We start from the raw sequence: 23668 nt of genomic DNA on the forward strand, positions 1-23668 counted from the left end.
GTGACGGCGCTTTGAGCCCGCTGAGGGGCGCGGTCTCAAACACGCTTAACGTCATCAGTGGCCAAAACCGGGCCACTGTGACGTTTCCACCACTGAGCCCCCTGCCACCTTCGCTTGCTCCGCATTGGCACTATATCCATCGGAATTCAAAACTTTGTCTAGTTGCTGCCGTGCTGAATTTAATGATGCCAGGCACTAAAAAACAACTCCTCCTCAAACGGCGGGTTCCGCTCTCTTGCTTTCCAATGTATAATTAGACCATCAGCAGTTATTGAGAGGGGAGTTTTTACCCATGTGGGCATCGTGGAACTGGCTGGGTGTCGCTTGCTGGACACTGGCCGTGATCATCTTAGTATTCGCCGTACAAAATATCCGCAAACGACGGTTAAAAATGTTGGTAACTGAACACCGACGTTTTTCCGGTAAAAATTTTGCACTCGATCTTGTCTGGATCATTGTGTTAGTCGCCAGTTTTGGTTTTATGACGTATGCGACGTTTTTGCACAGCGACAATATCGACAATCGTCACGCCATTGAATTGAAGTACTCGTACCGGACTTTGGTCATGCAGACCAAAGGGGATCAGGGATATTTGGTGCGGGTGCACAATGGCGCTGGTCATAATCCAATTCAGACGTATACCTACTGGACGGAAGGGTCCCGGTACCAAATCAGCAGCCAAACTGCAACGATTTCTACCGGTAAAAAGATTGTCCCGGCTGAAGCGGCGGCTTATCCTTGGCAGACGAAGGCATTGGATCGGGTCGATAAAAATACCCGCCAATCCTTTGTGGCTGTAATTCGCGCCACATACAAGAACACGCCATTCAATGGGTTGGGGCTGCATGCTGGACGCGCAGCCAGCTATCATGAGCTGATTCGGCTGCCCAGTGACTTATTCGTGTATATTGATAATCCGACTAAATAATGGGGTTGCTAGAAAGCCCGTACACTTGTCTGAAGTGCACGGGCTTTTTTAGCGGTTGCGTTTAATCCGTCGGTTTTTCGCGCAATAACAAGAGCAGAATAATGCCGAGGAGCAAGACCCCACCGATAATGGCGTGCTGCCCCAAGAACGGAACAAGACTAGCGGAGAGGAAAGCTCCGAGGCCAAAGCCCAGGGCAACTGCGAATCGGTCCCAACTGCGGTGGGCGGCATTGGGCTGGGCGCCCATGGCGGCGTTGGCCAGATTGGCCGCACTGGCTTGAATGTTGCCGGTGGTCATGGTGGTGGTATAGGGCTGACCTTTCATTTTACGGAAAACACTGAGCTGAATGGCGGCGGTGAAGGACATCATTGCAATCACCACAGTATCCGGCAACCGATTTGCAAAGATCGCAGTCAATAAAAGCACGAAGATTTCGGCACTTACCCCGACAATATGGGTGCGCCGTTGGCCCGGCTTGTGCACATAGCGCGCGAACCAAGTAATGAGAAAGGCGCCAAGAAAGAAGGCAGCCAGCGGCAGTAAATAATGGCCGCTACTGGCCCACTGTCCGCGCGCAAGATGAATCCCCAAGAGAATGACATTTCCGGATTGCAGACTGGAAAATACATTACCGTGGAGCAGGTAGGAATAGGCATCCATAAACCCGCCGACGCCAGCTAGGATCATAGCAGCGGAAAGTTGTTCATGGAGGGGAAACACAGGTGGATGATTGGCGGTTAGTTGCGCCACAGTGAACACTGTCCTTTCTGAAAATCAGATATGACCTATTATGCCATGAAATACATCGGCGTGATTCAGGAATGTCTCACGACGAAAATAATTCGGTGGCGACATGGTAAATAGTTGTCAATTCAGCATTTAATTTCGTAGAATGGGTTATCACAACTCGGAGGCATCGCCATGAATAATTCGCGTTTACGAAGCAAAGACCTGACCTTTGTCGGAATCATGTTATTCGGCATGTTCTTTGGTGCCGGCAATCTTATTTTTCCCATCTTCATGGGCCAACAGGCGGGCAATCACGTCTGGCCGGCCATTATTGGTTTCTTACTCACTGGTGTCGGCTTGCCGTTGCTCGGTGTCGTCGCCATCGGTATCACCCGGGCGGCAGGGGTATTTGACCTGGCCAAGAATGTGAATCGCCCCTTCGCCCTCATTTTCACCGTCCTCCTTTACTGGGTCATTGGGCCGCTATTGTCCACGCCACGGTTGGCTACCGTATCCTATGAAGTTGGTATTCGCCGGTTTGTCCCCAGCGGTCAACAGACTTTGGTTTTAGCCATCTTCTCTATTTTATTCTTTCTCACCGTGTGGCTATTTTCCCGCAAACCATCCCGCATCATGGAATACGTGGGGAAATTTTTGACGCCTACTTTCTTGGTCCTCTTAGGCGTATTGATGTTGACGGCATTATTCTTGCCGTTGGGTCATGCAGGTGCGATGAGTTCTTTGCACACGTATCAGTCCCATCCGCTCAATACCGGTTTTGTAGAGGGCTACAACACAATGGACGCCTTGGCCTCCATTGCCTTCGGGATCGTCGTGGTCGACACCATCCGCGACTTAGGCGTCAAGGATCCAAAGAAAGTCGCCAGCGCGACGATCCGCGCCGGGGTGATTAGTACAGTCCTGATGGGCGTGATCTATGCCGGTTTGGCCATTATTGGCGCCCAATCTCGGGGTGGCTTTAGTCCCGCGGCTAACGGCGGCATCGTCCTCGCCCAGTTGGCCGAGCATTATTTTGGCGGCTTAGGCAGCTGGCTGCTGGCGATTATTATCACGCTGGCCTGTTTGAAGACTGGGGTGGGACTGGTGACAGCCTTTGGCGAATCGATGCATAAACTGTTTCCACGGATTTCATATCAACTGTGGATCATCGTCGCCGCCGGTTTGCCCGCCATTTTTGCCAATGTCGGTCTGGACGGGATTATTGCCGTGTCTATGCCGTTTTTAAACTTCCTTTATCCATTAGCGATTATCTTGATCTTAACAGCGATCATCACACTGGTTTTACCCCAACAACGCTGGACATACTTGTGGGCCATGATGTTTGGCCTGGTTCCGGCCTTCTTGAATATGCTAACGGGGCTGCCTGCGGCTTTCCAACATCAAGGTTTCCTTGCCATGCTGTTGAAATGGGGCAATTTACTGCCGCTCTTCCAGGCTGGTTTTGGCTGGGTACTGCCGGCTCTGCTGGGCTTCCTGGTCGGTGCGCTGGTGGACCATCGGCACCATCGCAATGTCTTGAATTGATGCGCTCAAGAGACTAGAGTAAAAGTAGGGACAAGTCACAGGCAATTATATAAGGAGGAAACCGCTCAATGAGCGAAGATCAGCAGCAAGAAGCAATTAGCGACAAAGTGCTTGGCGCCTTTGTGGACTTTTATTTGAAGATGGGCCAGACGGAAGAATTGGATCTGATTAGCCAATGGGATGAACAATATCTCGTGGCCGGTATCAATGAAATCCTGCGGTTGGATAATTACTTCAATCACGCCGAGAAGAAGGAATTTTTGATTAAGGAAAAGCGGCCAGAGTTGGAGAAGTTGATCACCATGCTATTGGATGATCACGGCGCACCCAATTCTAGTGACGTAGCCCAGTGGACAGATTGGTATCGGCAGCATTTGGATGATTTATCCTCGGCTGCTCGACGTGGTGAATAGTTTCTGAATTTATTTCTTGATTGGTGTACATTTTTATTAAAAAAGTGGTCTCCCAAATTTTGGGAAACCACTTTTTTCGATCCATATCGTGCTTAATGCGAGTACTCATCACTGGCTTGTGCCGACGTGAGGTGCAAATGTTTTGCTAAATAACGACCGGTAATGCTGGCTGGGGTGTGGGCCACATCGGTCGGCGTACCGCTGGCGACAATACGACCGCCGGCATCGCCGCCCCGGGGACCTAAGTCGACCAGATAATCGGCGTTGGCCAACATATCCATATCGTGTTCGATGTAAATAATTGTGGCCCCTTGTTTTCTTAATGATTCCAATACTTTCAACAGGGTCCGGACATCCTCAGGGTGCAGCCCGACAGACGGCTCATCAAAGACGAAGAGACTGCTCTTTTGGTTACGGCCCATTTCGGTTACCAGCTTGAGCCGTTGAGCTTCACCGCCAGAGATCTCTGGGGTACTTTCACCCAACACAAGGTAACCCAAGCCCATATCGGCCAGGTGCTGCAAAATACTGTCAATGGCCGGGGCGTCTTGGAAGATCGGTAATGCATCCCGCACGGACAGAGCCAAGACGTCCGCGATACTCATTCCATGCCACTGCACCGCCAAGGTTTCAGGATTGTACCGCTGGCCGTGGCACACGGGACAGGTTTCGACCATATCCGGGAGATATTGAATATCCAACGAAATGGTCCCGGTACCGCCACAATTCGGGCACACGCCGCCCTCGGTATTGTATGAAAAGTGACCGGCATTCCAGCCCTTTTCTTTGGCCGCTGGGGTACTGGCAAACAGCTGCCGAATGTAGTCAAAAATGCCGGAGTAGGTGGCCACGGTGGAGCGGGCATTCTTACCCACTGGTACGGAGTTGACGGAGACCACTCGGCGAATACCCTTGGCGGTAATATCACTGACCTGCTCGGGGAGTGGCAAGTGGCGGCTGTTGGCCTTTAATGCCGGAATCAGACTGTCAAGAATCAATGAAGTTTTACCTGCACCAGAGAAGCCGCTGATGCCAATGAGTCGGCGCCGGGGCAGATCCACGGTGACGCCATGCAGATTGTTATAATCATTGACGGCTAAATGAATCGTGCCGTGCGTGTACATTTTATCTGGATCAGCTTGTTGACGGACAATCACTGGCGCGGCCCCGGTCATGAAGGGGGCAATGTGGGAAGTTGGACTCTTTTCCACCAGAGACAGGGGGCCATGATTGATCACCGTCCCACCGTCTTGGCCTGCTCCGGGACCCATTTCCACCATGTAATCGGCGGCTGTGAGCAGATTCGTATCGTGATCCACGACCACCACGGTGTTGCCCAGGGCGATCAGTTTCTGGATGATGCCAACTAGGCCATCGACATTGGCCGGGTGCAAGCCGACACTGGGTTCGTCCAAGACGTAGAGCACGCCGTTGGTTTCGCTGCGTAAAGTGCGCCCCAGCTGCAGCCGCTGCAATTCACCAGTGGACAGCGTATTGCCTGCCCGATCCAATGTGAGGTAATCCAGGCCTAGATTTAACAATGGCTGCAGCGAACCCTGCAGCTCCCGGGAAAGATTGCGGACAAGATCCCGCATTTCCAAGGGATAGGTGTCTGCCAGTTCAGCGTTCCATTGGTCTAATTGACCCAATGTGAAGGCGCTGATCTGGGCGATGTTTTTCCCATTAATCAGTGAGGTGAACAGCTTGGGATTAAACCGGCTGCCATGACAACTGGGACAAACGGTCATTTGGTAGAACCGATCCAACCGAGCCAGCGTGCGTTCATTGGTGGCCTTGGCTGCCGTATCTTCAACGGCGTTATAAGCATTTTCGTACAGCGCATTGTCCATATGGAACACCCGGCCGTTGGCACTGGGCAAGTCCACGGGGTAGCCCTTCTTGGTCCCGTGTAAGACGATTCGCTGTTCCTTCTTCGTGAGCTGCTCGTAAGGGACGTCGGTCCGGACACCGATCGCCCGTGCGACATCCGGCATGAAGTTGCGGCCAGGCAGACGCCAGGAGGCCACAGCACCTTCGTCGATGGTCTTTGTCGGGTCGGGAATCAGCCTTTCGGGAACCAGCTGCCGCAACAGGCCGGTGCCGCCACATGTGGGGCAAGCCCCGGCAGAGTTGAAGGCGAAGTCCTCCGCAGAAGGCGGCCGGAAAGTGACATGGCAAATGGGACAGGTAATTTCGCCCATATGCTCACCGGTCACTGCTGCCGCTTGGGCAATTTTGATACTCGGGGGCAGCTGATGACCGTTGGGGCAACGGTGGGAAGCCAACCGTGAAAACATGAGTCGCAAGACGTTTAGGCTTTCACTCATTGTGCCCACTGTGGAACGCACATTGGGTACATTTGGCCGCTGGCGCAGGGCAATGGCGGCGGGAATGTGGTGGACGGCGGTGACGTCGGCGCGACCCACCTGACTGATCCGGCGGCGCGTGTAAGTAGACAGTGCATCCAAATAGCGACGGGAACCTTCAGCGTACAAGATTCCCATCGCGAGGGATGACTTCCCTGAACCGGACAGCCCGGCAATGGCTGTGAAGGCGTTCAGCGGAATATCCACGTCAATATTTTTTAAGTTATGGACGCGCCCGCCCCGTACATTGATCAAATTCGGTTTTTCTGTCGACAAATCAATCAACCCCCTAATTGATTCTGATGCTATTGCTTATCCTGTTCCTCTGCAGTCCCCTTAACTACATCGGTGACAAACATAAAACCGGCGGCATTTTCACTGATGGCCACCGTTTCCCGATCATCCGTGCGCACGATAAAAGGCCCGCTGAACGGTTCTTTCTTGACCGAAGTCAGACGTTCATTGAGATGTAATTGGAGGTCTTCGAAGTAGCTCAAGAAATCATGATTGTCGATGACCCGTTGGAGCGTGGCGGCATCGCCTGGGACGAGGGTCGCCAGAGTGACATCCGAATCGTTTTCTTCCTCTGAATTACCGGGAATAATCCCGCCGTGGGGACAGCGTTTCGGATGGCCGAGAAAATCGTTCAGCCGGTCGGCCAGTTTATCGTCGGTGGCGTGTTCCAGAATATCAGACGCCGCATGAACGTCGGCCATGGCGTAGTGCAGTTTGTTGGCGAGAAAGACTTCCCAGATTCGGTGTTTACGTACTAATTCCCGGGCTTGAGCCAAACCAGCCTTGGTGAGCGATATTTCATTGTAAGGCGTATGGGTGACCAGCCCTTCCTTGGTCAAGGCCGCCAGCATTTCAGTCACAGACGGGGCACTGATGTTGAGCATCTCGGCGATGTTCTTGTTGGAGATCTTTTGGTGGTCGTGTTCCAGCTCGAAAATCGTTTTTAAATAATTTTCTTTATTAGGTGACATGATGGTTCCTTTCTTGCGTATTAGGCAAACCGAAAAAATGTCTTTGGTAACCATTATAAGCGAAGTTCGGGATTGGTGGAAGCAAAAATGATTCACTAGTTTTCCTTTCCGCCAGTGATAACTTGGGTTACGATTAGAGCGAGCGGAAAGGTGGGCAATTGGATGGCCAGGATTGAAGCAGCAGAGCACTACACAACGGTTGAAGCATTCCGTGCAATTATTCGGACTCGGATTTTACGGTTGACCCGGACAGAATTTCTGAACGATCCCAATGATACGAAAGTGTGGAGCCGGTTCATGACGAATTTTGTCGATAACAACCAGCAACGGATCGCCCAAACAGTCAACCAGATCGCTGGGGACGACGGGCCGCAACTGTTGCAGTTATACTGGCACGCCCCGATACAGGGGTTCATGGCGTTTATGCAGCAGCGCATTAAGCTTTATGTCATGGCCCTTTCTACCGATGAAGATGCCATTCCCATGTGGAATTATTATGGTTACGGCGGGATGGAAATGTCACTCGATCTCAACGGGTTCATGAAAGATCTCCAGGCCCAATTGCGGCCAGGGAGTCATGAATACATTGGGGCGGCCCGGGTGATTTATGTCGATAGCCGTGCCAACATCGCCAAGGCCCGCATCGCCAAGGATTTTCAAGACTTCCTGCTGGCGGATACGAATACGTTGGACCTGTTTACCAGCGATCGGGAGGCCTTGATTGCCCAGAAGCAGCCAGTGGACGTCTTTGAACGGACAGATCTGGGCCAATATATTGACGATTTTATTGAATCCTACATCTGGTCATTACGGTATTTAGCCAAGACCCGGCGGGTGATTTCCAGCACCACGCCGCCCGCGGAGATCTATGCCCAGTTGTTTGAAAATGACACCAGTGCCCGGGGCGAATATGCCTGGAAGAAGGATCTGTTGCTGCTGTTTGTGATGCTGACGGCGGCGATGAAGTCCAATAGTTACGCGTATGAAAAAGAGTATCGGGTTTTCTATTTCGACGCGAGTTTGTCAGAGACGCCGCAGAAACAGGAGAATTTCGATATTCAGGAATTGTCTGGACAAAAATACTTGCGGCCTTACGTCGAATTGGCAGTGCCGAACCTGTCCGATTATCTGACACGGGTCACACTTTCTCCGCTGACCCAAAATCTGCCGGTGGACACGCCAGTTTACCTCGACGTCATTCAATCGCTCCTGCATCAGTATGGCTTCCAGCACGTGACAGTGGCCGGCTCACAACAACAAATTCGGTGGTGAAAAAATGGAAATTTATTTAATGCGGCATGGCCAAACAGCGGCTAATCGCGCCGGGATTATTCAGGGTGATAGTGACGGCCCACTGGCTCAATTGAATGAGAAGGGGCAGGCGCAGGCGGCTTCGATGGCAAAAGTGGTGAGCGAGCTTAATCCACAGACAATCTACTGCAGTCCGTTGCAACGTACCCGGGATACGCTGGCATTAGTGATGGGCACGCGCCACGCACCTGTGACCTTTGACACCCGGTTGCGCGAAATCAATTATGGCAGCTTTCAGGGTAAAACGATCGAATGGGCGACGATGATGTACCCGGAGTGGTGGAACCCTTTGTCGAATAATGTGTTACCGGGGTATGAAACGGTGAGTGGCGGCGAATCGTATACAACCGTCACCCAAAGAACCATGGCCTTTCTGCGCAGCATTCCAGAACAATCTGGGCCGGTTTTAGTGGTGACGCATGGTTTTGTTGTGCGCAGCGCTTTGGCTGGGATCTTAGGCATCCCCGAGACACCAAATTTAATTGAACCGCCCAATGTATCACTGACCTGTATTAGCCGCCGTTGCGGGAATTTCTCCGTGTGGTACTATGGCCGATAGACAGTAAAATTGGAGGATTTGACATGACCGAAATCACGCTCGTCCGGCATGGCGAGACAAATTTAAATGCACAGCACCGGGTGCAAGGCGCTGGTTCTGATATCCCATTGAATGAGAAGGGCCAACAACAGGCGGAACGTCTGCGCGAGCGGATCGACATGAGCCGCTATGACCGGATCATCAGTTCAGATTTATTACGGGCTTATTCCACCGCTAAAATCCTGAATCGGGATGCCCAGTTGCCCCTGGATCAAGATGAAGGTTTACGGGAAATGAATCCTGGGGACTGGGACGGCCAGTCTGCAGACGAATTGAAGAAAGAATTCCCAGGTGCCTTTGACGAGAACGGCCTATTGACGCCGGACTATGCGTCAGTGGCGAATGGTGAAACTTTCTCGGAAGTCCGGGAGCGGTTATTGGCGACTGCTGAAAAATATGTGAAGGAATATCCCGATGGTCACTTGCTCTTTGTCAGTCATGGTTTTGCAGTGCGCGCGTTGATCGCGGAATTGCTGCATCTGGCCGATTTGTCCCAGTTGGATCAAATGCAGAATGCAGGCGTGGCGCGGGTTGTTGTCAAACCCGTAGACATGGTCACACGGCTAGAGTTTTACAATCGCGGGTACAGCGAAAGAATTTAATAAAGATGGTTGCAGGGACTGCGGAAATTTAGTATACTATTTTTCGCAGTGATTTTTGCCGTTTTAGCTCAGTAGGTAGAGCGCCACCATGGTAAGGTGGAGGTCACCGGTTCAAATCCGGTAAACGGCTTATTTTTGTGTTTTCAAGTGTTTCCAGTGCTTGCGTAAAGGCCTTGTGTGCGTTGATATACCAACGTTTACAAGCATTTATGCGCTTTTGGTGAAACAGGAATTTTGTCTTGTTTTGGCAAGTTCACTACACAAATACTACACAAAACTTATCAAAGCAGGCTCAATAATGACGCAGATTTGGTAGCTTCTTGTTGGTACCGGTTTTCCAGCAAATGTGCATATACCCTCAAGGTTAGCGCAATGTTGGCATGGCCAAGACGCTTGGAAATGTAGCTAATATCAACACCCTTGGATAGCAAATAACTGGCATGGCTGTGGCGGAGACCATGGAAGGTGATCCAATCGGTCTGGGGAATATTAGCTTCGCACTGATACTGCTTCAAAGCTTTGTTTGCTGCACCGTCTGAAGGAACTGTCATGCCAATGGAGCGGAAGACCAATTGGTCTTCATCCCGATATCCCTTCTTTAAGTAACGTTCAATCTGGTCCTGATGCAACTGGTGGAGAACGTGAATTAATTCGGGTGAAACATCCAGGGTTCTGATCGAATTTGGCGTTTTCATTTCCTTGAACCCTGTGCGAGTGATGTAATCATAGGCACGATCCAAGGTGAGGCGATTATTATTCCAATCAATTCTATCCCAGGTAATGGCTGCGATTTCTTCATAGCGTGCTCCTGTGTAAATTGCTGTAAGAATTTCATAGGCGGTGATGTGAGAAATAGATAGATGGTTTTTAACAACCTCGGTCAATTTCTTTAACTGCGATTCCTCAAGATACTTGTCTGACTCCCGTTTTCCGGGCTTACCATTGTTTTTTACGCCAGAGGTGAAATCAGTGAAGATGATACGCTCGGACATCGCATCGTGTACCATCGATCGAATGAACATTGCCGTCTTGGCGACCGATTCCTTGGAATGGTCTGCAGCATAGTTGTCCAGAAACTTGGTGTATTTACGTCGGCTGACGTCTTTCAGCGCAACACCAGGGAAACCATCATGAATCATCTTGCCGGTTCTCTTGTACCATACTTCAGTCTGGTAGGAGTAACGTCCTAACTTAGTATCTTTGATCCACTGGTCATAATATTCGCTGAAAAGTACGTTAGTGTTGCCAAGAGATGCACCGCGTTGCTTTTGCACTTCGATTTCGTTAGCTGCTGCCACAGCATCAGATTTGGTTGAGAATCCTGACTTCGACTTAGAATGTTGATTGCCAGTATCTGGGTCGGTGTAGAATACCCGGTACTGCCATTTTTTGCCACGTTTTTTGATTTCAGCCATTGTGTTTACCTCCAAATTTGCTAGAATAAAAGTATGCAAAGAGCCCCTTTCAAGTGCTCATTTGCTTAGCTCACCCGTCTCGGCCAAGAGGTGCGGGTGGGCTTTTTTTAATATTCGGATTTAAAATCCGAGAACCACAAACATATCCAAGTCTCCTTATAAAAAATTGGTTTTCAACAGTTTAATGGGCTATCGACCTGAAAGCATTGATTTTAGATCACTAAGGCTTATAACTTTTATTTTTCCACCGACAGCTTGTATTTTCGCAGCGTCTATTTCCTTTTTGCTATGATAGCCGTCAATCAATGTCGGCGCAATTTGTTTTCCATCAATTAAGTAGTCTGTGACCCTTGATACGGGCCCGGTAACTCGCCCACCATGAGCTCGAATACTGTCGGCGATATCCTCCCGAGGAATTCCAATGAATTCACCTGTAATGGAAAAGCGAAGGCCAGATAGTGATTGGGGAATCGAACACTTTTCCGGTGTGACGGGTTGAAGGTCATCATCACGAAGCTTTTGATATACGATTAAGTTTGTTTTGCAATCGGCCAAAGAATTGTGTGAAGCGTTTTTAATTCCAAAATAGTGCTTTAGGGTTGGAAGCTTTAAGTTGTCCATTTCCGTTGGGAAATCTTTTCCACGAGCGAGCCGCCAAGTATCTAATGCGTCAATAGAGGTAACATCAAAACCATTTGCAATTAAAAACGGCAAGTCAAACTTAATGATGTTGTGTCCAACAAGTGGCAAGCCTTCAAAAAAAAGTTTGAAGTTGTTGATGACGGTTTTGACACTTGGCGCATCTTTGACTGTTTCATCGGATATTCCGGTTAAATAGACGATGCTCGTCGGTATGGATTCAGTTGGATGGACGTAACTATCAAACCAATCCACGACTTCATCTTTTTTGACCTTAATTGCAGACAGCTGGATGATCTCGCTTCTGTTTGGGCTAAGACCAGTGGTTTCAATGTCGAAGACAACAAAATCATAGAGTTTTCTCCGTAGCTTGTGAATCACTGGTTTTGCTGTTTCCAATGCCCCTGCCGTCTTAGGCACTTGTGCAATATTTCCGAAATCAAGGCTGGTCCTTTGCGCCGGGACGACTGTCTTTTTTATTAGAGCGTCTCTGTTTACAACGTTTGTTTTTTGTTTACTACCAGTTTTGGCAGTTTTGGCCTTTTCCACTTTTTGGCCTTTTTTGAATATGAGCCACAGCCCAATTCCGACAACTGCGATAAAGAGCACAACAAACCAATATTGAATGGCAAAAATTAGGACTGCACCCAATAAGACGGTGCCCAAGCAGCCAAGCTTATTACTTCCCTTTGAGCTCATGAAAGATCACCACGGGCACCCTGAAAGGGTATTTTTGTTTGTTTTTTGTATAAAGAAAGCAAGATGCTTTCAATCATCATTTATCCTCCACCTTCATTGTTATCTGCATTGTTTTACCCCACGCGGTCCTGGACAACGAAAAAATAAGGGTCGTCCCTAATTGAACGGGCTATTTTTCCGAGTAGAAATCACGGATTGTGGTATCTGCCCAACTTTCAAGGCTGCTAGGGATGCAGAGGTTGTCCATAAATTGAAACAAATTGACATCCTCGGGTTCCACATCAGCAAAGTACAAGGGAACAAGAATTTCGACGGCACCACGGTTAGCGGCACCTTCTGAGCCATATTTGGTGTAGCAGTTGTGATAATAGAGTGTACCGGTATCACCATTCAGGATGTGCTCCATCTCGTGAGCCGCGTGCATCGGGAGAGCGTTACGCTCGTACCAGTTACTGTTTAAAATGATTGTACGTGTCTCACAATCAGCACACGGCGGGGTGTCTGAGTGGTGAAATGGTTTCATTATTACTGCTATGCCATTGTCATAGGCAATATTAAGTACCTGGCTCAGTAAACTCGAAATACAGTCATCCATACTGTGCCCCTAACTTTTCCTCTTTTTAAGCTGCTCACGACGCCGCTTCAAAATATCCTGGATAATTTCCCAGTCGTCCTCCGGAATCGGCATCCCTTGATAAGTAAAAACATTTGTTCCCGACAAGTCAACTGGTTTCTTTGAGTTAGTTGATGGATCGTCGGTGTTGCCGAGCAGGTAATCCACGGAGACGTGGAGCACGTCGGCAACTGCCTGTAATTTATCGGAGGACGGCTTGTATTCCTTCCATCCATAAATAGTGTTTTCTCCTAGGCCGGCTTTCAAAGCCGTATTCTTTAGGTTCCAGCCGCGCTGTTTCGCGACAGCCTTGATACGATCGACCGTTGTCATGTCAGCATCTCCAGGGCATGACGAGTTAAATTTACGGAGTCCCATAAATAGGGGTTTACAAATGTACGGAATTCCGTTATGATTAACTCATCAAGTAATTCAGCAACAGCCTAACAGGTCCTTCCTAGGGTTTAGACTTTGACGAGACGATGCCAGTAGAACGACGTTATTGCTTGGCTATTTGCTATGCCTTCATAGTACGACATCCCGTACTTTTTATCAACTACTTGATGAACAAATAACAGAAAGGACCGAGAAAATTGCCAGAAGAAAAATTGGTGCAACAGGCCGAGGTGGTTACCAAGCAAATCAAGATTGCTTTGATTGAGCGGGACGTAACCCAACGACGGCTTTCAGTCATCATCGGTGAATTGCCACAGCAAGTCAGTCGTGCAATCAACGGCGGTATGGACCCGAAGTCACGGCGTATTCGCCAGAAGATTTACAAGGTTTTGAAAATGGAGGAAGAGGAATGAACGAACTGGTAATCATGCACGATCAGCAGGCGGTGACTTCAAGTTTGCGCGTCGCCGAAGTGTTTGGCAAGCAACACAAAGATGTTTTAGAAACCGTCAAAAATCTCGTGGCGGAAAATTCCGCCGCCAAATTCTTTGCAGAAGGAACCTACAAAAGCCGAGGCAAAGAATACCCCTTGTATTTCATGAACCGGGATGGTTTCTCGCTCTTGGCAATGGGTTTCACCGGAAAGGAAGCGTTGAAATTCAAAATCCAGTACATTCAAGCATTTGACTCAATGGAAGCAACTCTAAAACGGTTGCCGGTGAGAAAGCTTGACCCAGTGCAGCAAGCCCAGCTGGCAATCACTCGGGAACAAACGAAGCGAGCCAACGCCCTATATCGGATTGCGTTGCACACTGATTCCAAGTCATCGCAACAAACGCTGCTTGCTTTGGCAGCTAAGGAGTTAACCGGTGAGATGACGATCCCGGTCCTGAAGCAGAAGGAATACAGCGCTGGCGAGGCGGCAAAGAAACTCGGTATCTCATCCGGCCAGAAGGTTGGAAAAATTGCCAACAAGTTAGGAATCAAGGCAGAACAGCCTGGCCAAAACGAATATGGCCGGTGGACCAACAGCAAATCCCGCTACAGCGACAAAGAGGTACCGCAATGGGTTTACTTCGATAAAGGTGTTCAAGCGATTAAAGCGGAGCTGAAGGAGGCTTCGAAATGAACGAACACAACAAAAAAATGTCCATCGATACCAACGGCAACAATGAACACTCTAGCATTTCAGCGGATATGAGTACGAGCATCGTAATTAACAGTCATCACCAGCGATTAATTGCGATCATCAAAAAGCTCGTGCAAGGTTTCTTGAATTAAATGAATTGCAAAACTTTTGCTGTCCTTATTGGACTCAGAAATAGCGTTAATAACATCGCTAGCATGAATAGTGACGTTGAGCTCTGGTTCAAGTTTGTCAACTGCTCGTTGCAGAGCATCATCAATCTCTTTAGGCTCCAAAACAATCACCTCCTTCCGCCATCAGATGACTTGATTATCCCACTTTCGGAAGCTGTTGAACCGTGAAAGTTTATGAAAGAAGGAACCATGGTGGAAGGCAAAAAACACGTCAGTAATTATTTTTAAGCCATTTGGTAACTTCCTCGGGCAAGTTGAACCAGGTTGCCTCTCGGGCCAGCTCAGCCACAAATAAGCTGTCATTGTGATCTAGGACTTCTCTAAGCTCGCTGCATAGTATGGGTGCTGATTTGTTGGTTCTAATACACCAACACGAAAATGTGATCCTTGTCCAGTTTGGATGTTCTCGTATTTTATGTGAAAAAATTTTGTATTTATGCGCTGAAGCATCAAGATCGCACGAAACGATATACGTATGCATAACGGTACCCCCTATTTAACATTATCTCACACGAATGTGGAAATGAAAGGCTGATTCGCATGTTAGTCATTGACATCCCGTCCGCCATCATTGGCGGCATCATCATCAGTGCCTGTTGGTCAGAAGTTAAAGCGGTTTGGGCCAACCGGCACGAAGTTGTCAAGCTGCTCCGGAACGATTGGAAAGGAGACGGCGATACAGATGATCGATATGAAAATCGACAGTCACCATTACACGGCACTAGACGATGAAGAGTTTGCCGAGTACCAGCGGCTTAAGCAAGAAAACAACAAGGAGCATCTTCACGGCGTGTGGTCACTCCGCCAAGCTTACAAATATATTGGCAAGGACTACAAATTCATGCAGTGCGTTCTGCGTAGTACTGATGGGCACAAGTTGTTGAAAAATGCCGTCGTGCCAAACAGTAAAGCACACGGAAAATATGATGTTTTTGCTGATGAGTTCATTGATATTTGGGATAAACACAAAGCTGACATGGTTCTGATTGCACGCCGAATGAGGCCATTTCTTTATCCAGAAAAATAGTTGGAGGGAAAACTAATGCTTACACACTTAATTTTAAATGTTAAGGCTAACGATATTTATGACTGCAAAGAACTGCAGATGCGTCAAGCTCTCGCGGTAATCATCGACAACCTTGAACAAAATGAAGATGTTTACGATGATCCCGATTTACGGAAAAACGTGGAGATTGCTAAGGCGGCTCTTGATGACGTTGAATGGATCGAAGCCAACGAAAAAGCCGCCGACGCGGGTACCTCAACGGCTGAACAATAGAAACACACAAGGAGATCATAACACATGAATATTAAAGCACTAGACGGTTTTAGTAAACCGAACAGTATTGGATACTCTCGCTGTAGTTATCCAGTTCTTACGCTTAAAGCTTCGACAAAAAAAGGCCGAAAACATATCTTCTCATATGCCAACGCAGCTGCATCTGATTTGTTTAATGGGATGCGTTTAACTGCACTTTATAAGGGATATGTTGTAGCGCTCGTAAAAAATGATACACCGAATAAGCGGAATAAAGGATTATCTGTCGGAATATCCTGGACCGTGGTAAACAAGATGATTGATGAAGGAATTGTTAATCTTGAAACAAAGTATTATTACAAATTGGGCATTCACGAAGAAAACGGAGAAAAGTATGCAATCTTAGACCTCACTAAGCCAGATGCTGAAAAGCCAGATCGTGATTCCCATCAAGCGATTAAGAAAGGAAACTAAATTATGGCTACGTTATATCAACTTGACAGCCGGACACAAGCCCTGCTAGGCAAGGCCGAGGACGGCTTGCTGGATCCCGAAACACTTGCCGATACCATGGATTCACTGGAAGGCGAGTATGAAGAAAAGTTTGACGGTTACGGAAAGGTGATGGCGCAGCTGAAGGCAGACGCCGAAGCAGCTATGGCTGAATCTAAGCGTTTGGCCGAGCGGGCTCATGTGTTACAAAACAACCGAAAGCAAATGCTATTGCGCTTGCAGAGCTCCATGGAGAAACGCAGCCAGCGGCGTGTGAAAGCAAAACTGTTTACCTTTTCAATTCGCAACAATCCGGTAAAACTCGTTATCGATGATCAAGACAGCTTACCCAAAGACTTTATGGATCACATCGACAAGTGGGAACCCAATAATCCTCTCATCAAAGATGCTCTTAAGCAAAATGTTGTGGTGTCTGGAGCTCACCTGGAGCAAGGCCAATCGCTGGTGGTGAAGTAATGCCGCTTGAAGAGATGGGCCGCATGACCGATGGCGAGATCTGGCGAGATCTGGAGCGAATAGATGAGGAGGATACAAATGACTGATAGCACCAAGCCAACTTTAACGTCTCAGCTGTCAAAGGCAATGGCATTAATCCATGGCGTAGAAAAAGACGGCAAGAACAATTTTCAGCATTACGACTTTCAATCCGAGACAGCTATTAAGCACGCCGTCAAGGGAGCCATTGAGCCAATGGGCATCGTCATTAAGCCTGAAAAAATTGAGTTACTGAATTCCTATGATCGGACGACCAAACGGGGCGATACAAATCGCTTTGTGGAAATTCTGGTAACTTTTGACATTGCTTATGGTGATGAACATCAAAAAGGACAAATGATGGCTGGCGGTCAGGATACTGGTGAGAAAGCTATTGTCAAAGCGGAAACCAGTGCTCAAAAGTATTTTTACAAGCAACTATTTAATATCACCGACAAGGATGAGGACCCTGATACAACTGACAGCGCGCCCGATGGTGGATTTGTAAGTAAAAACAAGCAACCTGCCAAGTCCAAAGAGAGCATTGAAGAGGCAATCAATAAACAAGTCTCTGCATTTGCACGCTTTACGCAATCCGATCCGCATGCCTTATATGACCAAATCATTAGCTCGCTGAAATTGCCCAATAAGCCGGCGAGCCGGCTGAATCATGATGAAGCAAAAAAGATATATTACTACATTGCTGAACAGACCAAAGCGCTAAAGGCGGCGGCCACCAATGATAACGGGACACATTAAAAATATCACCGGCCACGAAATAACAATTGTAGCGGATGACGATCTGGATATGCTAAAAATCGCCAAACTGAGCAACGGCAAATGGCCGAGTGCACAAGTGGTGATTGATGATGGCCGACACATGTCAGCCGATCAGCGAAAAAAGGCGTGGGCATTGATTAATGACTTTGCTGATTACACAGGCTATTTGCCTGAGCAAATGGAACAGCTCATGAAGGCTGAATACATCGTAAAAACAGGTGGTGAATGGTTTTCAATGCATGACTGCTCCATGAGTACGGGATCTGCGTTTATTCAAGTAATCCTGGATTGGGGCTTTCAACATGATATCCCGTGGACGCTAAAGACGTGGGACGAGATTCCAACTGATTATCATCTTACTGTCCAATGCTTAAAACACCGTAAATGTATCATCTGTGGCAAACATGCCGACATTGACCATGTGACCACAGTTGGCATGGGTAATAACCGACACCACGTTGATAATCGTGACCGGTATTTTCTACCACTGTGTCGCGTCCACCATGCAATGCGGCACCAGATGGGTATTGATAGCTTCATCCAGCTTTATCATATTAAACCGGTCATGCTAGATGATGCGACTATCAAACAATTAGGGCTTAATACACAAGCACAATTCGAAAGATTTGACAGACACGAACACTGAAGGAGGAAAAAAGAAATGCTTAATCAAGTAGCACTCGTCGGGCGGTTAACTCGGGATGTTGATTTACGAACAACACAAGCAGGAAAGGATGTAGGGCAGTTCATTCTGGCCGTTAACCGTAATTATAAAAATTCAAATGGTGAGGTTGATGCAGATTTCATTACTTGCCAAGCTTGGCGCAACGCCAATGTATTGAGCCAATACGCGCATAAAGGGTCACTGATCAGTATCACCGGGCAAATCAAGACCGGCAGCTACGATAACAAACAAGGGCAACGGGTTTACACCACGGACATTGTTGTTGATCATTTCGACTTTTTGGAAAGTAAGAGCACAAAGCCAAACAGCTCTGGCCAATCAAAACAGCCAAGACCACATGACGACGGTATTAATATCAGCGACGACGATTTGCCGTTCTAGGTGGTGATTAGATGGCAGACGGAGGCTGGATAAAGCTTTACAGAGTATTGCTAGATGACGACCTCTGGATTGACTGCACACCGGTTCAGAAGGCCGTGATGATAACGCTGCTATTGATGGCCAACCACAAGGAACGAAAGTGGATTTGGCAAGGCAAAAAGTTTTCTGCCAAGCCAGGACAATTGGTTACGTCTCTTGAATCAATAAAAGGAAAGGCAGGAAAAGGTGTCAGCATTCGAGCTGTTAGAACGTCCTTGACCAAGTTTGAAAACGTCGGTTTTTTGACAAACCAATCGACAAACTCTGGGCGCCTTGTAACCATTACTAACTGGGCAAAATATCAAGAAGGAATTGAAGAATCGACAAACGAGTTGACAGGCAATCGACAAGCAACTGACAAGCAAGCGACAACTAACAAGAATGTAAAGAATGATAAGAATGAAAAGAAAAGAAATAGTCAGCATTCCCGCAAGCGGGAATACGCTGACGACTCCCCTGAAATGATTGAGGCTGTCTATCTCTGGGAAAAGATCAAAGGCAATAACCCTGAGCATCGGAAGCCAAACATGCAGTCATGGGCTGACGATATTCGAAAGATGAACCAACTGGATCATCGCCCATTTGAGAAGATCCACAAGATGATTGACTGGTCTCAACAAGATGACTTTTGGAGCACTAACATTCTGAGCGCGTCAAAGCTGAGATCAAAGTATGACACTATGGCAGCACAAGCAAACCGTAATTGGAGGCCACATAAATCGTTCCAGCAGCTTAAAACTAAACAGCCGGCATGGGCGGATCCTAATTACGTGGCACCAGCTCCAAAGGCAGCGAGTCCAGAATTATTAGCAAGCCTAGCCGAAAAAAGAGCCCGGTTTGCTGCAGAGCAAGAAGCCATAGAGAGTAAGAAAGGAAATGATGATTATGGCAAGGTTAGCAGCCAACCCAGTAATTTATAAAAAGGCACTAAAATTGCTGGACGAAGAGGCACGGTTTGATGATCCACGCTGGTGGGAAATCCGTGATTACGTCAACGAAAACAAGAAGCACTATCGCTCCGTATTGATGGATAAAAAGCATGAATCCGCGCAGCAGCGGCTTGAGCGAGAACAACCGATCTACGACCGATATCTCAAGCACGGCTACGCCGCAAGCAGGATCGCCAAGTTGATGAATCACTCGATGAATACAGTGTATCGGGATGTGGAGAAGCTTGGACTGGATTTTTATCCAGTTGCGCGATACAAGATCATCAACCCACGTAGGCAAGAGGTTTTATATTATGCAAATAGCCGGGATGTGATTGGAACGCTGAATATCAAGCCAGCAGAGCTTTACACGTTAGGCGGTATGGGTGTGATCAACGGTTGTACAGTCACGACGGGGCATTGGGTCAAATATAATGATGCCTGGCATGAGGCACGCTGATGATCAGGATAGAAGTGCCTGGAGATCCAGTAGCGCAAGGACGGCCAAGATTTGCTCGAAGGGGGAAATTTGTGAGCACATATGACCCACCTAAGTCACGAGCATATAAACAAGAGGCAGCCATATACGTGCGTGCCTCCATGGCGTCCAGAAAGACGTTTACAGGTCCAATAAAGGATTTACCGGCGAATACAATCAAACGGCTCACACAGCCTTAAACAAGCCAAATTAGATGGCAAGATATGGCCGACAGTTAAGCCAGATTTAGACAATTTTTACAAGGCTGCGACTGATGCTTGCACTGGGATCATCTGGCATGACGACAATCAAATTGTGGATGCACAAATGATCAAAAAATACAGTGATCAGCCAAGGCTAGTGATGGAAATTTCAGAGCTTCAGCAGGAGGAATAATGATGATTTGTGATATAAGGAAAAACAGCACAATCACTTTTAAATCTTTTCAAAGACAAATTATGCATGGTACACGAGTGCCTTGCAAACCAACCAGCACTTTTGATCCAGACAAACCGGTGGAGGCTAGTTATGAATATCGTGGGAAAATCTATCATCGTGTTTGTAAAGCACTTTATGACCATCAAAATTCGATCGTTGTCAGGATTGAAAGACCAATTGCACCAGAGCTAGGGAATAAAATTGCTGTCAGCAAACGTACAGTAAAACAGGACGGACATTGGTGCTTTCCCAAAAACCACAATCGTCCGAGAGACCTATCTCATACTCTTTACTGGCGTGATCAAAAAAAGCAAGGATGGCAAAAACAATGATTGAACGACACTTTGAACGTATCAACGGATATCATGGCCCACTTCCAAAGCGGGCAACGTACGGATCGGCCGGATATGACATCGCCGCCGCCAAGACAGTAGTCATTAATCCGGGCCAGATCACGCTGATCCCAACGGGGATAAATGTAAAAATGGGCCATTATGAGTACCTTGATCTGATCTCTAGATCATCACTGCCAAGGAAAAAGCACTTAGTTATGCCAAACAGTGTTGGAATTATCGACAGCGATTACTACCCAAACGAAATAATGGGCCAATTCTGGAACATTGGTGATCAGCCTGTCGTAATTAACGCTGGGGATCGCATTATGCAAGGAATATTTCGTGCCTACATGGTTGCCGACAATGATGATGCGCAAGGATACCGTACTGGTGGATTCGGATCAACAGACAAGGAGAATGAAGAAAATGAATAAGGAAGACGCAAAGAAACAAATCGCCGAAAGACTGGAACTAGCTTCAAGGCTTGATGACCCGTTAACAGGGAATCAAAAAGCGGCGCTAGTTAGGAGTTTGCAGGCTACTGTTGACGCTATCGAGGTTGAGCACAAGCCTGTGGTTTTGCCCCAGAAAGTCGGGGAGTATGTGGAAGATGTGAAAAATGATGCTCTTGGTGATTTGCACATGTTCCTCGATATTGATTGGGACATTCATGGTGCAGCAGAGGCAAGCGAATATCGAAAGCGGGAACGCTTGAATGCCGCTCTTAACATGATTGATGCTTATCGGTACGGTTGGACACCAGAACGGGAAAAACGATTCTTGCTGCCAATGACAGTGGCTAGCGATGGCACAGTTACGCTTTATGCATTCCTTGATATCGATAGCGATTGGAATGCTAATTGGACTGATGATGATAAGGCCGCAGTGTATAACCAATACACTGTTACTCAAGCATGTATTGACTCTGCACCCGCATGGGTCAAGGCTATCAAGCCGGTGGAGGTGCGACATGACTGAATCAGTGCAAAATGCGTTTAATTGCGGTGACTGGGTGCGATACAAGGACACATCATGCCGGGTGCTCGGTCATTGGCATGATAAACAATGGCATGACCGCCTTGTGCTGGGAATTCCACGAGATCTTGAGAGCGCCAGCGGTCGCAAACGGGTTGCCAGCTGGAAATTCGTCGGGACTGTACTGCCGGATCAGGTTGAGCTAATCAAAAGAAAGCCAATGGCTAATCAAGAACAGGGGATAAAAAATGGGAAAACGTGTTGATACAGATATGAGCCAATTGATAATGGAGAAAATTAATGGAAAAACAAATTGAAGAATTACTGCGGCTATTGAGCCAAGGCATTAAGCATTTGCCAGAATCTGTTGGCATCATCGTGCAACAATATGCGTTACGCGAATATATTGATGCAGGGTTTGAATTCGTCATTGCTGCCATATTGATTACTGTTGCCATCGTTTTTATTGTTAAGTGGTATAAAAAGCCCGTTATCGCGTCTGGAGCTTTCGAAGGAGAAAGGCCCGATGAGTGGATGGCGATTGTATCGTTGAGCACTGGCATTACCGGATTTATGTTCCTGATGTTTTCTGCTGGTGACCTTGCCAGAGCTGTTTCGCCGATTTACTCACTGATCCATTCATTAAGATAGGAGATTGAAAAATGGAATTAGCCCCCAAAATAGTGTTTTTTGACCTTTTGGTTATCTATGTAGGCGCAATCTTGGCACTATCAGGTTTCCCCGTATGGATTCGTGCAGCAGGTATCGTTATTACGCTTTTTCCAATATACAACGATGTAGAATGGCTATTTGAACACAAAATGATGGAGGAGCTAAAAAGGTAACAAAAAAAGGCCGCACGAGCGGCCGTATCCCTACTGACAAAATAAATTATAGCACAGGAGCGTGGCCACGGTGCGGACAACACAGCGTTTTTCAAGAGTAGACAGGGATAAAACAGCAGTGAATGCGGAAAAAATCTTGATTCAGTATCCGCATCGAAAAGTGATGGCGATGAGCCGATCAAGCACGTTAGAATCGCCCTCTATGGACGGTATGCCCAAAAGCCCATCAGTTAGTAATCACACGGACGACCAGATTATCAATTATCTCGAAAATGACGATAAGCAATTCTGCGATAGGTGTGAGAAGATCATTAACATACTTTTGCCTCAAACGGCAGTCAACGACAAATGGCCGATCATTCTTAAGATGCGCTATGTGACGCTTAAGCCGTCTCTTGATGACGTGATAATGGAACGTGTGGGCTATCAGTCCAGCCAGTATTACGAAGCCGTCAAAGACGCTCTCTGCGCGTTTGCCGAATGGTGGCCGAGTTATCCAGGCAGTCTTGTCGTTAGCAAATTCTAGACCGGACATTTACCGGACAAACACCGGACACAAACCGGAGTGATTTGGACGTATTATGGTATTGTGCCGATGTGAGATACAGAGGCATAGCCAACGGGTTCTGTGATTACCCTTCTTTCATTTCTTTCCAACTTCCAAAACATTCCTCCCAAATGTTGAGCGGCTTGCTGGTGCAGACAACAATCGAAGCTGTCTGGGGGTTCGATTCCCCCAAGCCGTCTTTGCCCACAACTGCCATGATTGATGTGTTCAAACTCAAAAATGGATAAATGCCACCCAACATCGGATGGCATGGATAACACACATATGTGGTGGGCAAAAATAGTCATGCAATGACCCATATGGAGAGCGTGACGTATCACTGTGGCGGAATAGGTAGACGCTGGGACACGCAGATGGTGTGATAAAGACGCGCCGGTGAACGCACATCATGTCAGGTGCAAATCCTGAC

Annotated in this window: 36 protein-coding genes and 1 tRNA gene; 29 read left to right on the forward strand and 8 right to left on the reverse strand. The window is 47.7% G+C overall.

Annotated features, from left to right (window positions below; genetic code table 11):
* Nucleotides 1-292 precede the first annotated feature (292 nt).
* The gene (locus FD09_RS08670) at nt 293-928 is read left to right on the forward strand and encodes an LVIS_2131 family protein (RefSeq protein WP_057820426.1); all 636 of its coding nucleotides are present in this window, start codon (nt 293-295) and stop codon (nt 926-928) included.
* Between the two features lie 61 nt (nt 929-989).
* Here the strand turns inward: FD09_RS08670 and FD09_RS08675 are convergent, their stop codons facing one another.
* Nucleotides 990-1679, reverse strand: a complete 690-nt coding sequence (locus FD09_RS08675; RefSeq protein ID WP_157053737.1) for a YoaK family protein — start codon at nt 1677-1679, stop codon at nt 990-992.
* Nucleotides 1680-1850: 171 nt separating this feature from the next.
* Here FD09_RS08675 and brnQ point away from each other — a divergent pair, with 171 nt between their 5' ends.
* Both brnQ and FD09_RS08685 read left to right on the forward strand, forming a co-directional pair.
* Nucleotides 1851-3203, forward strand: coding sequence for a branched-chain amino acid transport system II carrier protein (gene brnQ / locus FD09_RS08680; protein WP_057820429.1), 1353 nt, complete (start codon nt 1851-1853; stop codon nt 3201-3203).
* A 68-nt stretch (nt 3204-3271) separates the two neighbouring features.
* The gene (locus FD09_RS08685; protein WP_057820431.1) at nt 3272-3616 is read left to right on the forward strand and encodes a hypothetical protein; all 345 of its coding nucleotides are present in this window, start codon (nt 3272-3274) and stop codon (nt 3614-3616) included.
* Nucleotides 3617-3708: 92 nt separating this feature from the next.
* Here the strand turns inward: FD09_RS08685 and FD09_RS08690 are convergent, their stop codons facing one another.
* Entirely contained in the window at nt 3709-6258 is a 2550-nt protein-coding gene (locus FD09_RS08690; RefSeq protein WP_057820432.1) for an ATP-binding cassette domain-containing protein, read from the reverse strand.
* A 29-nt stretch (nt 6259-6287) separates the two neighbouring features.
* On the reverse strand, nt 6288-6968 hold the full coding sequence (locus FD09_RS08695; RefSeq protein ID WP_057820433.1) for a metal-dependent transcriptional regulator: 681 nt from the start codon (nt 6966-6968) through the stop codon (nt 6288-6290).
* Nucleotides 6969-7130: 162 nt separating this feature from the next.
* Here FD09_RS08695 and FD09_RS08700 point away from each other — a divergent pair, with 162 nt between their 5' ends.
* From FD09_RS08700 to FD09_RS08715, 4 genes are all read left to right on the forward strand, one after another.
* Entirely contained in the window at nt 7131-8240 is a 1110-nt protein-coding gene (locus FD09_RS08700; protein WP_057820434.1) for a DUF2971 domain-containing protein, read from the forward strand.
* Between the two features lie 4 nt (nt 8241-8244).
* Nucleotides 8245-8838, forward strand: coding sequence for a histidine phosphatase family protein (locus FD09_RS08705; RefSeq protein WP_057820435.1), 594 nt, complete (start codon nt 8245-8247; stop codon nt 8836-8838).
* Between the two features lie 23 nt (nt 8839-8861).
* Complete coding sequence (locus tag FD09_RS08710) at nt 8862-9479, forward strand: histidine phosphatase family protein (protein WP_057820437.1); 618 nt, start codon at nt 8862-8864, stop codon at nt 9477-9479.
* Between the two features lie 57 nt (nt 9480-9536).
* Nucleotides 9537-9609, forward strand: a tRNA-Thr gene (locus FD09_RS08715).
* A 151-nt stretch (nt 9610-9760) separates the two neighbouring features.
* Here the strand turns inward: FD09_RS08715 and FD09_RS08720 are convergent.
* From FD09_RS08720 to FD09_RS08735, 4 genes are all read right to left on the reverse strand, one after another.
* The gene (locus FD09_RS08720) at nt 9761-10894 is read right to left on the reverse strand and encodes a site-specific integrase (protein WP_057820439.1); all 1134 of its coding nucleotides are present in this window, start codon (nt 10892-10894) and stop codon (nt 9761-9763) included.
* Between the two features lie 189 nt (nt 10895-11083).
* Nucleotides 11084-12232: an exonuclease domain-containing protein gene (locus FD09_RS08725; protein WP_057820441.1), complete on the reverse strand. Its 1149-nt coding sequence runs from the start codon at nt 12230-12232 to the stop codon at nt 11084-11086.
* 169 nt (nt 12233-12401) lie between these two features.
* Nucleotides 12402-12827 carry a hypothetical protein gene (locus tag FD09_RS08730; protein WP_057820443.1) on the reverse strand — a complete coding sequence of 142 codons (426 nt, stop codon included), beginning with the start codon at nt 12825-12827 and terminating at the stop codon, nt 12402-12404.
* 9 nt (nt 12828-12836) lie between these two features.
* Nucleotides 12837-13178, reverse strand: a complete 342-nt coding sequence (locus tag FD09_RS08735) for a helix-turn-helix domain-containing protein (RefSeq protein WP_057820444.1) — start codon at nt 13176-13178, stop codon at nt 12837-12839.
* 260 nt (nt 13179-13438) lie between these two features.
* Here FD09_RS08735 and FD09_RS08740 point away from each other — a divergent pair, with 260 nt between their 5' ends.
* The 22 genes from FD09_RS08740 to FD09_RS08835 all read left to right on the forward strand — a co-directional run bounded on the left by FD09_RS08740 (nt 13439) and on the right by FD09_RS08835 (nt 23217).
* Nucleotides 13439-13654 carry a hypothetical protein gene (locus tag FD09_RS08740; protein WP_057820445.1) on the forward strand — a complete coding sequence of 72 codons (216 nt, stop codon included), beginning with the start codon at nt 13439-13441 and terminating at the stop codon, nt 13652-13654.
* Nucleotides 13651-14370, forward strand: a complete 720-nt coding sequence (locus tag FD09_RS08745; protein ID WP_057820452.1) for a Rha family transcriptional regulator — start codon at nt 13651-13653, stop codon at nt 14368-14370. Before FD09_RS08740 ends, FD09_RS08745 begins: the two co-directional genes overlap by 4 nt.
* Entirely contained in the window at nt 14367-14522 is a 156-nt protein-coding gene (locus tag FD09_RS16280) for a hypothetical protein (RefSeq protein WP_157053738.1), read from the forward strand. The genes FD09_RS08745 and FD09_RS16280 overlap by 4 nt, the downstream gene beginning before the upstream one ends.
* A 579-nt stretch (nt 14523-15101) precedes the next feature.
* The gene (locus tag FD09_RS16705; protein WP_157053739.1) at nt 15102-15293 is read left to right on the forward strand and encodes a hypothetical protein; all 192 of its coding nucleotides are present in this window, start codon (nt 15102-15104) and stop codon (nt 15291-15293) included.
* Nucleotides 15244-15588, forward strand: a complete 345-nt coding sequence (locus FD09_RS08755; RefSeq protein WP_057820460.1) for a hypothetical protein — start codon at nt 15244-15246, stop codon at nt 15586-15588. The genes FD09_RS16705 and FD09_RS08755 overlap by 50 nt, the downstream gene beginning before the upstream one ends.
* Before the next feature lie 15 nt (nt 15589-15603).
* Nucleotides 15604-15840, forward strand: a complete 237-nt coding sequence (locus FD09_RS08760) for a hypothetical protein (RefSeq protein WP_057820464.1) — start codon at nt 15604-15606, stop codon at nt 15838-15840.
* Nucleotides 15841-15864: 24 nt separating this feature from the next.
* Nucleotides 15865-16293: a hypothetical protein gene (locus FD09_RS08765; protein ID WP_057820468.1), complete on the forward strand. Its 429-nt coding sequence runs from the start codon at nt 15865-15867 to the stop codon at nt 16291-16293.
* 3 nt (nt 16294-16296) lie between these two features.
* A complete protein-coding gene (locus tag FD09_RS08770; RefSeq protein WP_057820472.1) occupies nt 16297-16788 on the forward strand; it encodes a siphovirus Gp157 family protein in 492 nt (163 codons plus the stop codon).
* A gap of 78 nt (nt 16789-16866) precedes the next feature.
* Nucleotides 16867-17565: an ERF family protein gene (locus tag FD09_RS08775; RefSeq protein ID WP_057820473.1), complete on the forward strand. Its 699-nt coding sequence runs from the start codon at nt 16867-16869 to the stop codon at nt 17563-17565.
* Nucleotides 17546-18232, forward strand: a complete 687-nt coding sequence (locus tag FD09_RS08780) for a putative HNHc nuclease (protein ID WP_057820474.1) — start codon at nt 17546-17548, stop codon at nt 18230-18232. The genes FD09_RS08775 and FD09_RS08780 overlap by 20 nt, the downstream gene beginning before the upstream one ends.
* A 15-nt stretch (nt 18233-18247) precedes the next feature.
* A complete protein-coding gene (ssb, locus tag FD09_RS08785; RefSeq protein ID WP_057820475.1) occupies nt 18248-18652 on the forward strand; it encodes a single-stranded DNA-binding protein in 405 nt (134 codons plus the stop codon).
* A gap of 11 nt (nt 18653-18663) precedes the next feature.
* A complete protein-coding gene (locus FD09_RS08790; RefSeq protein WP_201782868.1) occupies nt 18664-19611 on the forward strand; it encodes a replication protein in 948 nt (315 codons plus the stop codon).
* On the forward strand, nt 19577-20080 hold the full coding sequence (locus FD09_RS08795) for a hypothetical protein (RefSeq protein WP_057820476.1): 504 nt from the start codon (nt 19577-19579) through the stop codon (nt 20078-20080). Before FD09_RS08790 ends, FD09_RS08795 begins: the two co-directional genes overlap by 35 nt.
* Entirely contained in the window at nt 20080-20298 is a 219-nt protein-coding gene (locus FD09_RS17020) for a RusA family crossover junction endodeoxyribonuclease (RefSeq protein WP_338054164.1), read from the forward strand. Before FD09_RS08795 ends, FD09_RS17020 begins: the two co-directional genes overlap by 1 nt.
* Nucleotides 20270-20494: a RusA family crossover junction endodeoxyribonuclease gene (locus tag FD09_RS17025; protein ID WP_338054165.1), complete on the forward strand. Its 225-nt coding sequence runs from the start codon at nt 20270-20272 to the stop codon at nt 20492-20494. The genes FD09_RS17020 and FD09_RS17025 overlap by 29 nt, the downstream gene beginning before the upstream one ends.
* A complete protein-coding gene (locus FD09_RS08805; protein WP_157053740.1) occupies nt 20494-20868 on the forward strand; it encodes a hypothetical protein in 375 nt (124 codons plus the stop codon). The genes FD09_RS17025 and FD09_RS08805 overlap by 1 nt, the downstream gene beginning before the upstream one ends.
* Nucleotides 20865-21305 (forward strand): dUTP diphosphatase, encoded by a 441-nt coding sequence (gene dut / locus FD09_RS08810; RefSeq protein WP_235812249.1) that lies wholly within the window; start codon nt 20865-20867, stop codon nt 21303-21305. Before FD09_RS08805 ends, dut begins: the two co-directional genes overlap by 4 nt.
* Complete coding sequence (locus FD09_RS08815; protein ID WP_057820478.1) at nt 21298-21849, forward strand: hypothetical protein; 552 nt, start codon at nt 21298-21300, stop codon at nt 21847-21849. Before dut ends, FD09_RS08815 begins: the two co-directional genes overlap by 8 nt.
* Nucleotides 21842-22111, forward strand: a complete 270-nt coding sequence (locus tag FD09_RS08820; RefSeq protein WP_057820479.1) for a hypothetical protein — start codon at nt 21842-21844, stop codon at nt 22109-22111. The genes FD09_RS08815 and FD09_RS08820 overlap by 8 nt, the downstream gene beginning before the upstream one ends.
* Nucleotides 22112-22146: 35 nt before the next feature.
* Nucleotides 22147-22497, forward strand: a complete 351-nt coding sequence (locus tag FD09_RS08825) for a hypothetical protein (protein WP_057820481.1) — start codon at nt 22147-22149, stop codon at nt 22495-22497.
* Between the two features lie 11 nt (nt 22498-22508).
* Nucleotides 22509-22691: a hypothetical protein gene (locus tag FD09_RS08830; RefSeq protein ID WP_057820482.1), complete on the forward strand. Its 183-nt coding sequence runs from the start codon at nt 22509-22511 to the stop codon at nt 22689-22691.
* 70 nt (nt 22692-22761) lie between these two features.
* Complete coding sequence (locus FD09_RS08835) at nt 22762-23217, forward strand: ArpU family phage packaging/lysis transcriptional regulator (RefSeq protein ID WP_057820484.1); 456 nt, start codon at nt 22762-22764, stop codon at nt 23215-23217.
* A gap of 106 nt (nt 23218-23323) precedes the next feature.
* Here the strand turns inward: FD09_RS08835 and FD09_RS16710 are convergent, their stop codons facing one another.
* Nucleotides 23324-23470: a hypothetical protein gene (locus tag FD09_RS16710; RefSeq protein ID WP_235812250.1), complete on the reverse strand. Its 147-nt coding sequence runs from the start codon at nt 23468-23470 to the stop codon at nt 23324-23326.
* Nucleotides 23471-23668 lie beyond the last annotated feature (198 nt).

The organism is Schleiferilactobacillus perolens DSM 12744 (assembly GCF_001435585.1).
GTDB lineage: Bacteria > Bacillota > Bacilli > Lactobacillales > Lactobacillaceae > Schleiferilactobacillus > Schleiferilactobacillus perolens.

Excerpts from the sequence above, each read along its gene's own strand:
- FD09_RS08710 (WP_057820437.1), top strand. The coding sequence starts at position 8,862 with ATGACCGAAATCACGCTCGTCCGGCATGGCGAGACAAATTTAAATGCA.
- FD09_RS08820 (WP_057820479.1), top strand. The coding sequence starts at position 21,842 with ATGACTGAATCAGTGCAAAATGCGTTTAATTGCGGTGACTGGGTGCGA.
- FD09_RS08685 (WP_057820431.1), top strand. The coding sequence starts at position 3,272 with ATGAGCGAAGATCAGCAGCAAGAAGCAATTAGCGACAAAGTGCTTGGC.
- brnQ (WP_057820429.1), top strand. The coding sequence starts at position 1,851 with ATGAATAATTCGCGTTTACGAAGCAAAGACCTGACCTTTGTCGGAATC.
- FD09_RS08790 (WP_201782868.1), top strand. The coding sequence starts at position 18,664 with ATGGCAGACGGAGGCTGGATAAAGCTTTACAGAGTATTGCTAGATGAC.
- FD09_RS16705 (WP_157053739.1), top strand. The coding sequence starts at position 15,102 with ATGTTAGTCATTGACATCCCGTCCGCCATCATTGGCGGCATCATCATC.
- dut (WP_235812249.1), top strand. The coding sequence starts at position 20,865 with ATGATTGAACGACACTTTGAACGTATCAACGGATATCATGGCCCACTT.
- FD09_RS08670 (WP_057820426.1), top strand. The coding sequence starts at position 293 with ATGTGGGCATCGTGGAACTGGCTGGGTGTCGCTTGCTGGACACTGGCC.
- FD09_RS08770 (WP_057820472.1), top strand. The coding sequence starts at position 16,297 with ATGGCTACGTTATATCAACTTGACAGCCGGACACAAGCCCTGCTAGGC.
- FD09_RS08705 (WP_057820435.1), top strand. The coding sequence starts at position 8,245 with ATGGAAATTTATTTAATGCGGCATGGCCAAACAGCGGCTAATCGCGCC.
- FD09_RS08735 (WP_057820444.1), bottom strand. The coding sequence starts at position 13,178 with ATGACAACGGTCGATCGTATCAAGGCTGTCGCGAAACAGCGCGGCTGG.
- FD09_RS08830 (WP_057820482.1), top strand. The coding sequence starts at position 22,509 with ATGGAATTAGCCCCCAAAATAGTGTTTTTTGACCTTTTGGTTATCTAT.
- FD09_RS08720 (WP_057820439.1), bottom strand. The coding sequence starts at position 10,894 with ATGGCTGAAATCAAAAAACGTGGCAAAAAATGGCAGTACCGGGTATTC.
- FD09_RS16280 (WP_157053738.1), top strand. The coding sequence starts at position 14,367 with ATGAACGAACACAACAAAAAAATGTCCATCGATACCAACGGCAACAAT.
- FD09_RS08795 (WP_057820476.1), top strand. The coding sequence starts at position 19,577 with ATGGCAAGGTTAGCAGCCAACCCAGTAATTTATAAAAAGGCACTAAAA.
- FD09_RS08725 (WP_057820441.1), bottom strand. The coding sequence starts at position 12,232 with ATGAGCTCAAAGGGAAGTAATAAGCTTGGCTGCTTGGGCACCGTCTTA.
- FD09_RS08825 (WP_057820481.1), top strand. The coding sequence starts at position 22,147 with ATGGAAAAACAAATTGAAGAATTACTGCGGCTATTGAGCCAAGGCATT.
- FD09_RS08700 (WP_057820434.1), top strand. The coding sequence starts at position 7,131 with ATGGCCAGGATTGAAGCAGCAGAGCACTACACAACGGTTGAAGCATTC.
- FD09_RS08815 (WP_057820478.1), top strand. The coding sequence starts at position 21,298 with ATGAATAAGGAAGACGCAAAGAAACAAATCGCCGAAAGACTGGAACTA.
- FD09_RS08780 (WP_057820474.1), top strand. The coding sequence starts at position 17,546 with ATGATAACGGGACACATTAAAAATATCACCGGCCACGAAATAACAATT.
- FD09_RS17020 (WP_338054164.1), top strand. The coding sequence starts at position 20,080 with ATGATCAGGATAGAAGTGCCTGGAGATCCAGTAGCGCAAGGACGGCCA.
- FD09_RS08805 (WP_157053740.1), top strand. The coding sequence starts at position 20,494 with ATGATGATTTGTGATATAAGGAAAAACAGCACAATCACTTTTAAATCT.
- FD09_RS08760 (WP_057820464.1), top strand. The coding sequence starts at position 15,604 with ATGCTTACACACTTAATTTTAAATGTTAAGGCTAACGATATTTATGAC.
- ssb (WP_057820475.1), top strand. The coding sequence starts at position 18,248 with ATGCTTAATCAAGTAGCACTCGTCGGGCGGTTAACTCGGGATGTTGAT.
- FD09_RS08730 (WP_057820443.1), bottom strand. The coding sequence starts at position 12,827 with ATGGATGACTGTATTTCGAGTTTACTGAGCCAGGTACTTAATATTGCC.
- FD09_RS08745 (WP_057820452.1), top strand. The coding sequence starts at position 13,651 with ATGAACGAACTGGTAATCATGCACGATCAGCAGGCGGTGACTTCAAGT.
- FD09_RS08765 (WP_057820468.1), top strand. The coding sequence starts at position 15,865 with ATGAATATTAAAGCACTAGACGGTTTTAGTAAACCGAACAGTATTGGA.
- FD09_RS08755 (WP_057820460.1), top strand. The coding sequence starts at position 15,244 with ATGATCGATATGAAAATCGACAGTCACCATTACACGGCACTAGACGAT.
- FD09_RS08775 (WP_057820473.1), top strand. The coding sequence starts at position 16,867 with ATGACTGATAGCACCAAGCCAACTTTAACGTCTCAGCTGTCAAAGGCA.
- FD09_RS08695 (WP_057820433.1), bottom strand. The coding sequence starts at position 6,968 with ATGTCACCTAATAAAGAAAATTATTTAAAAACGATTTTCGAGCTGGAA.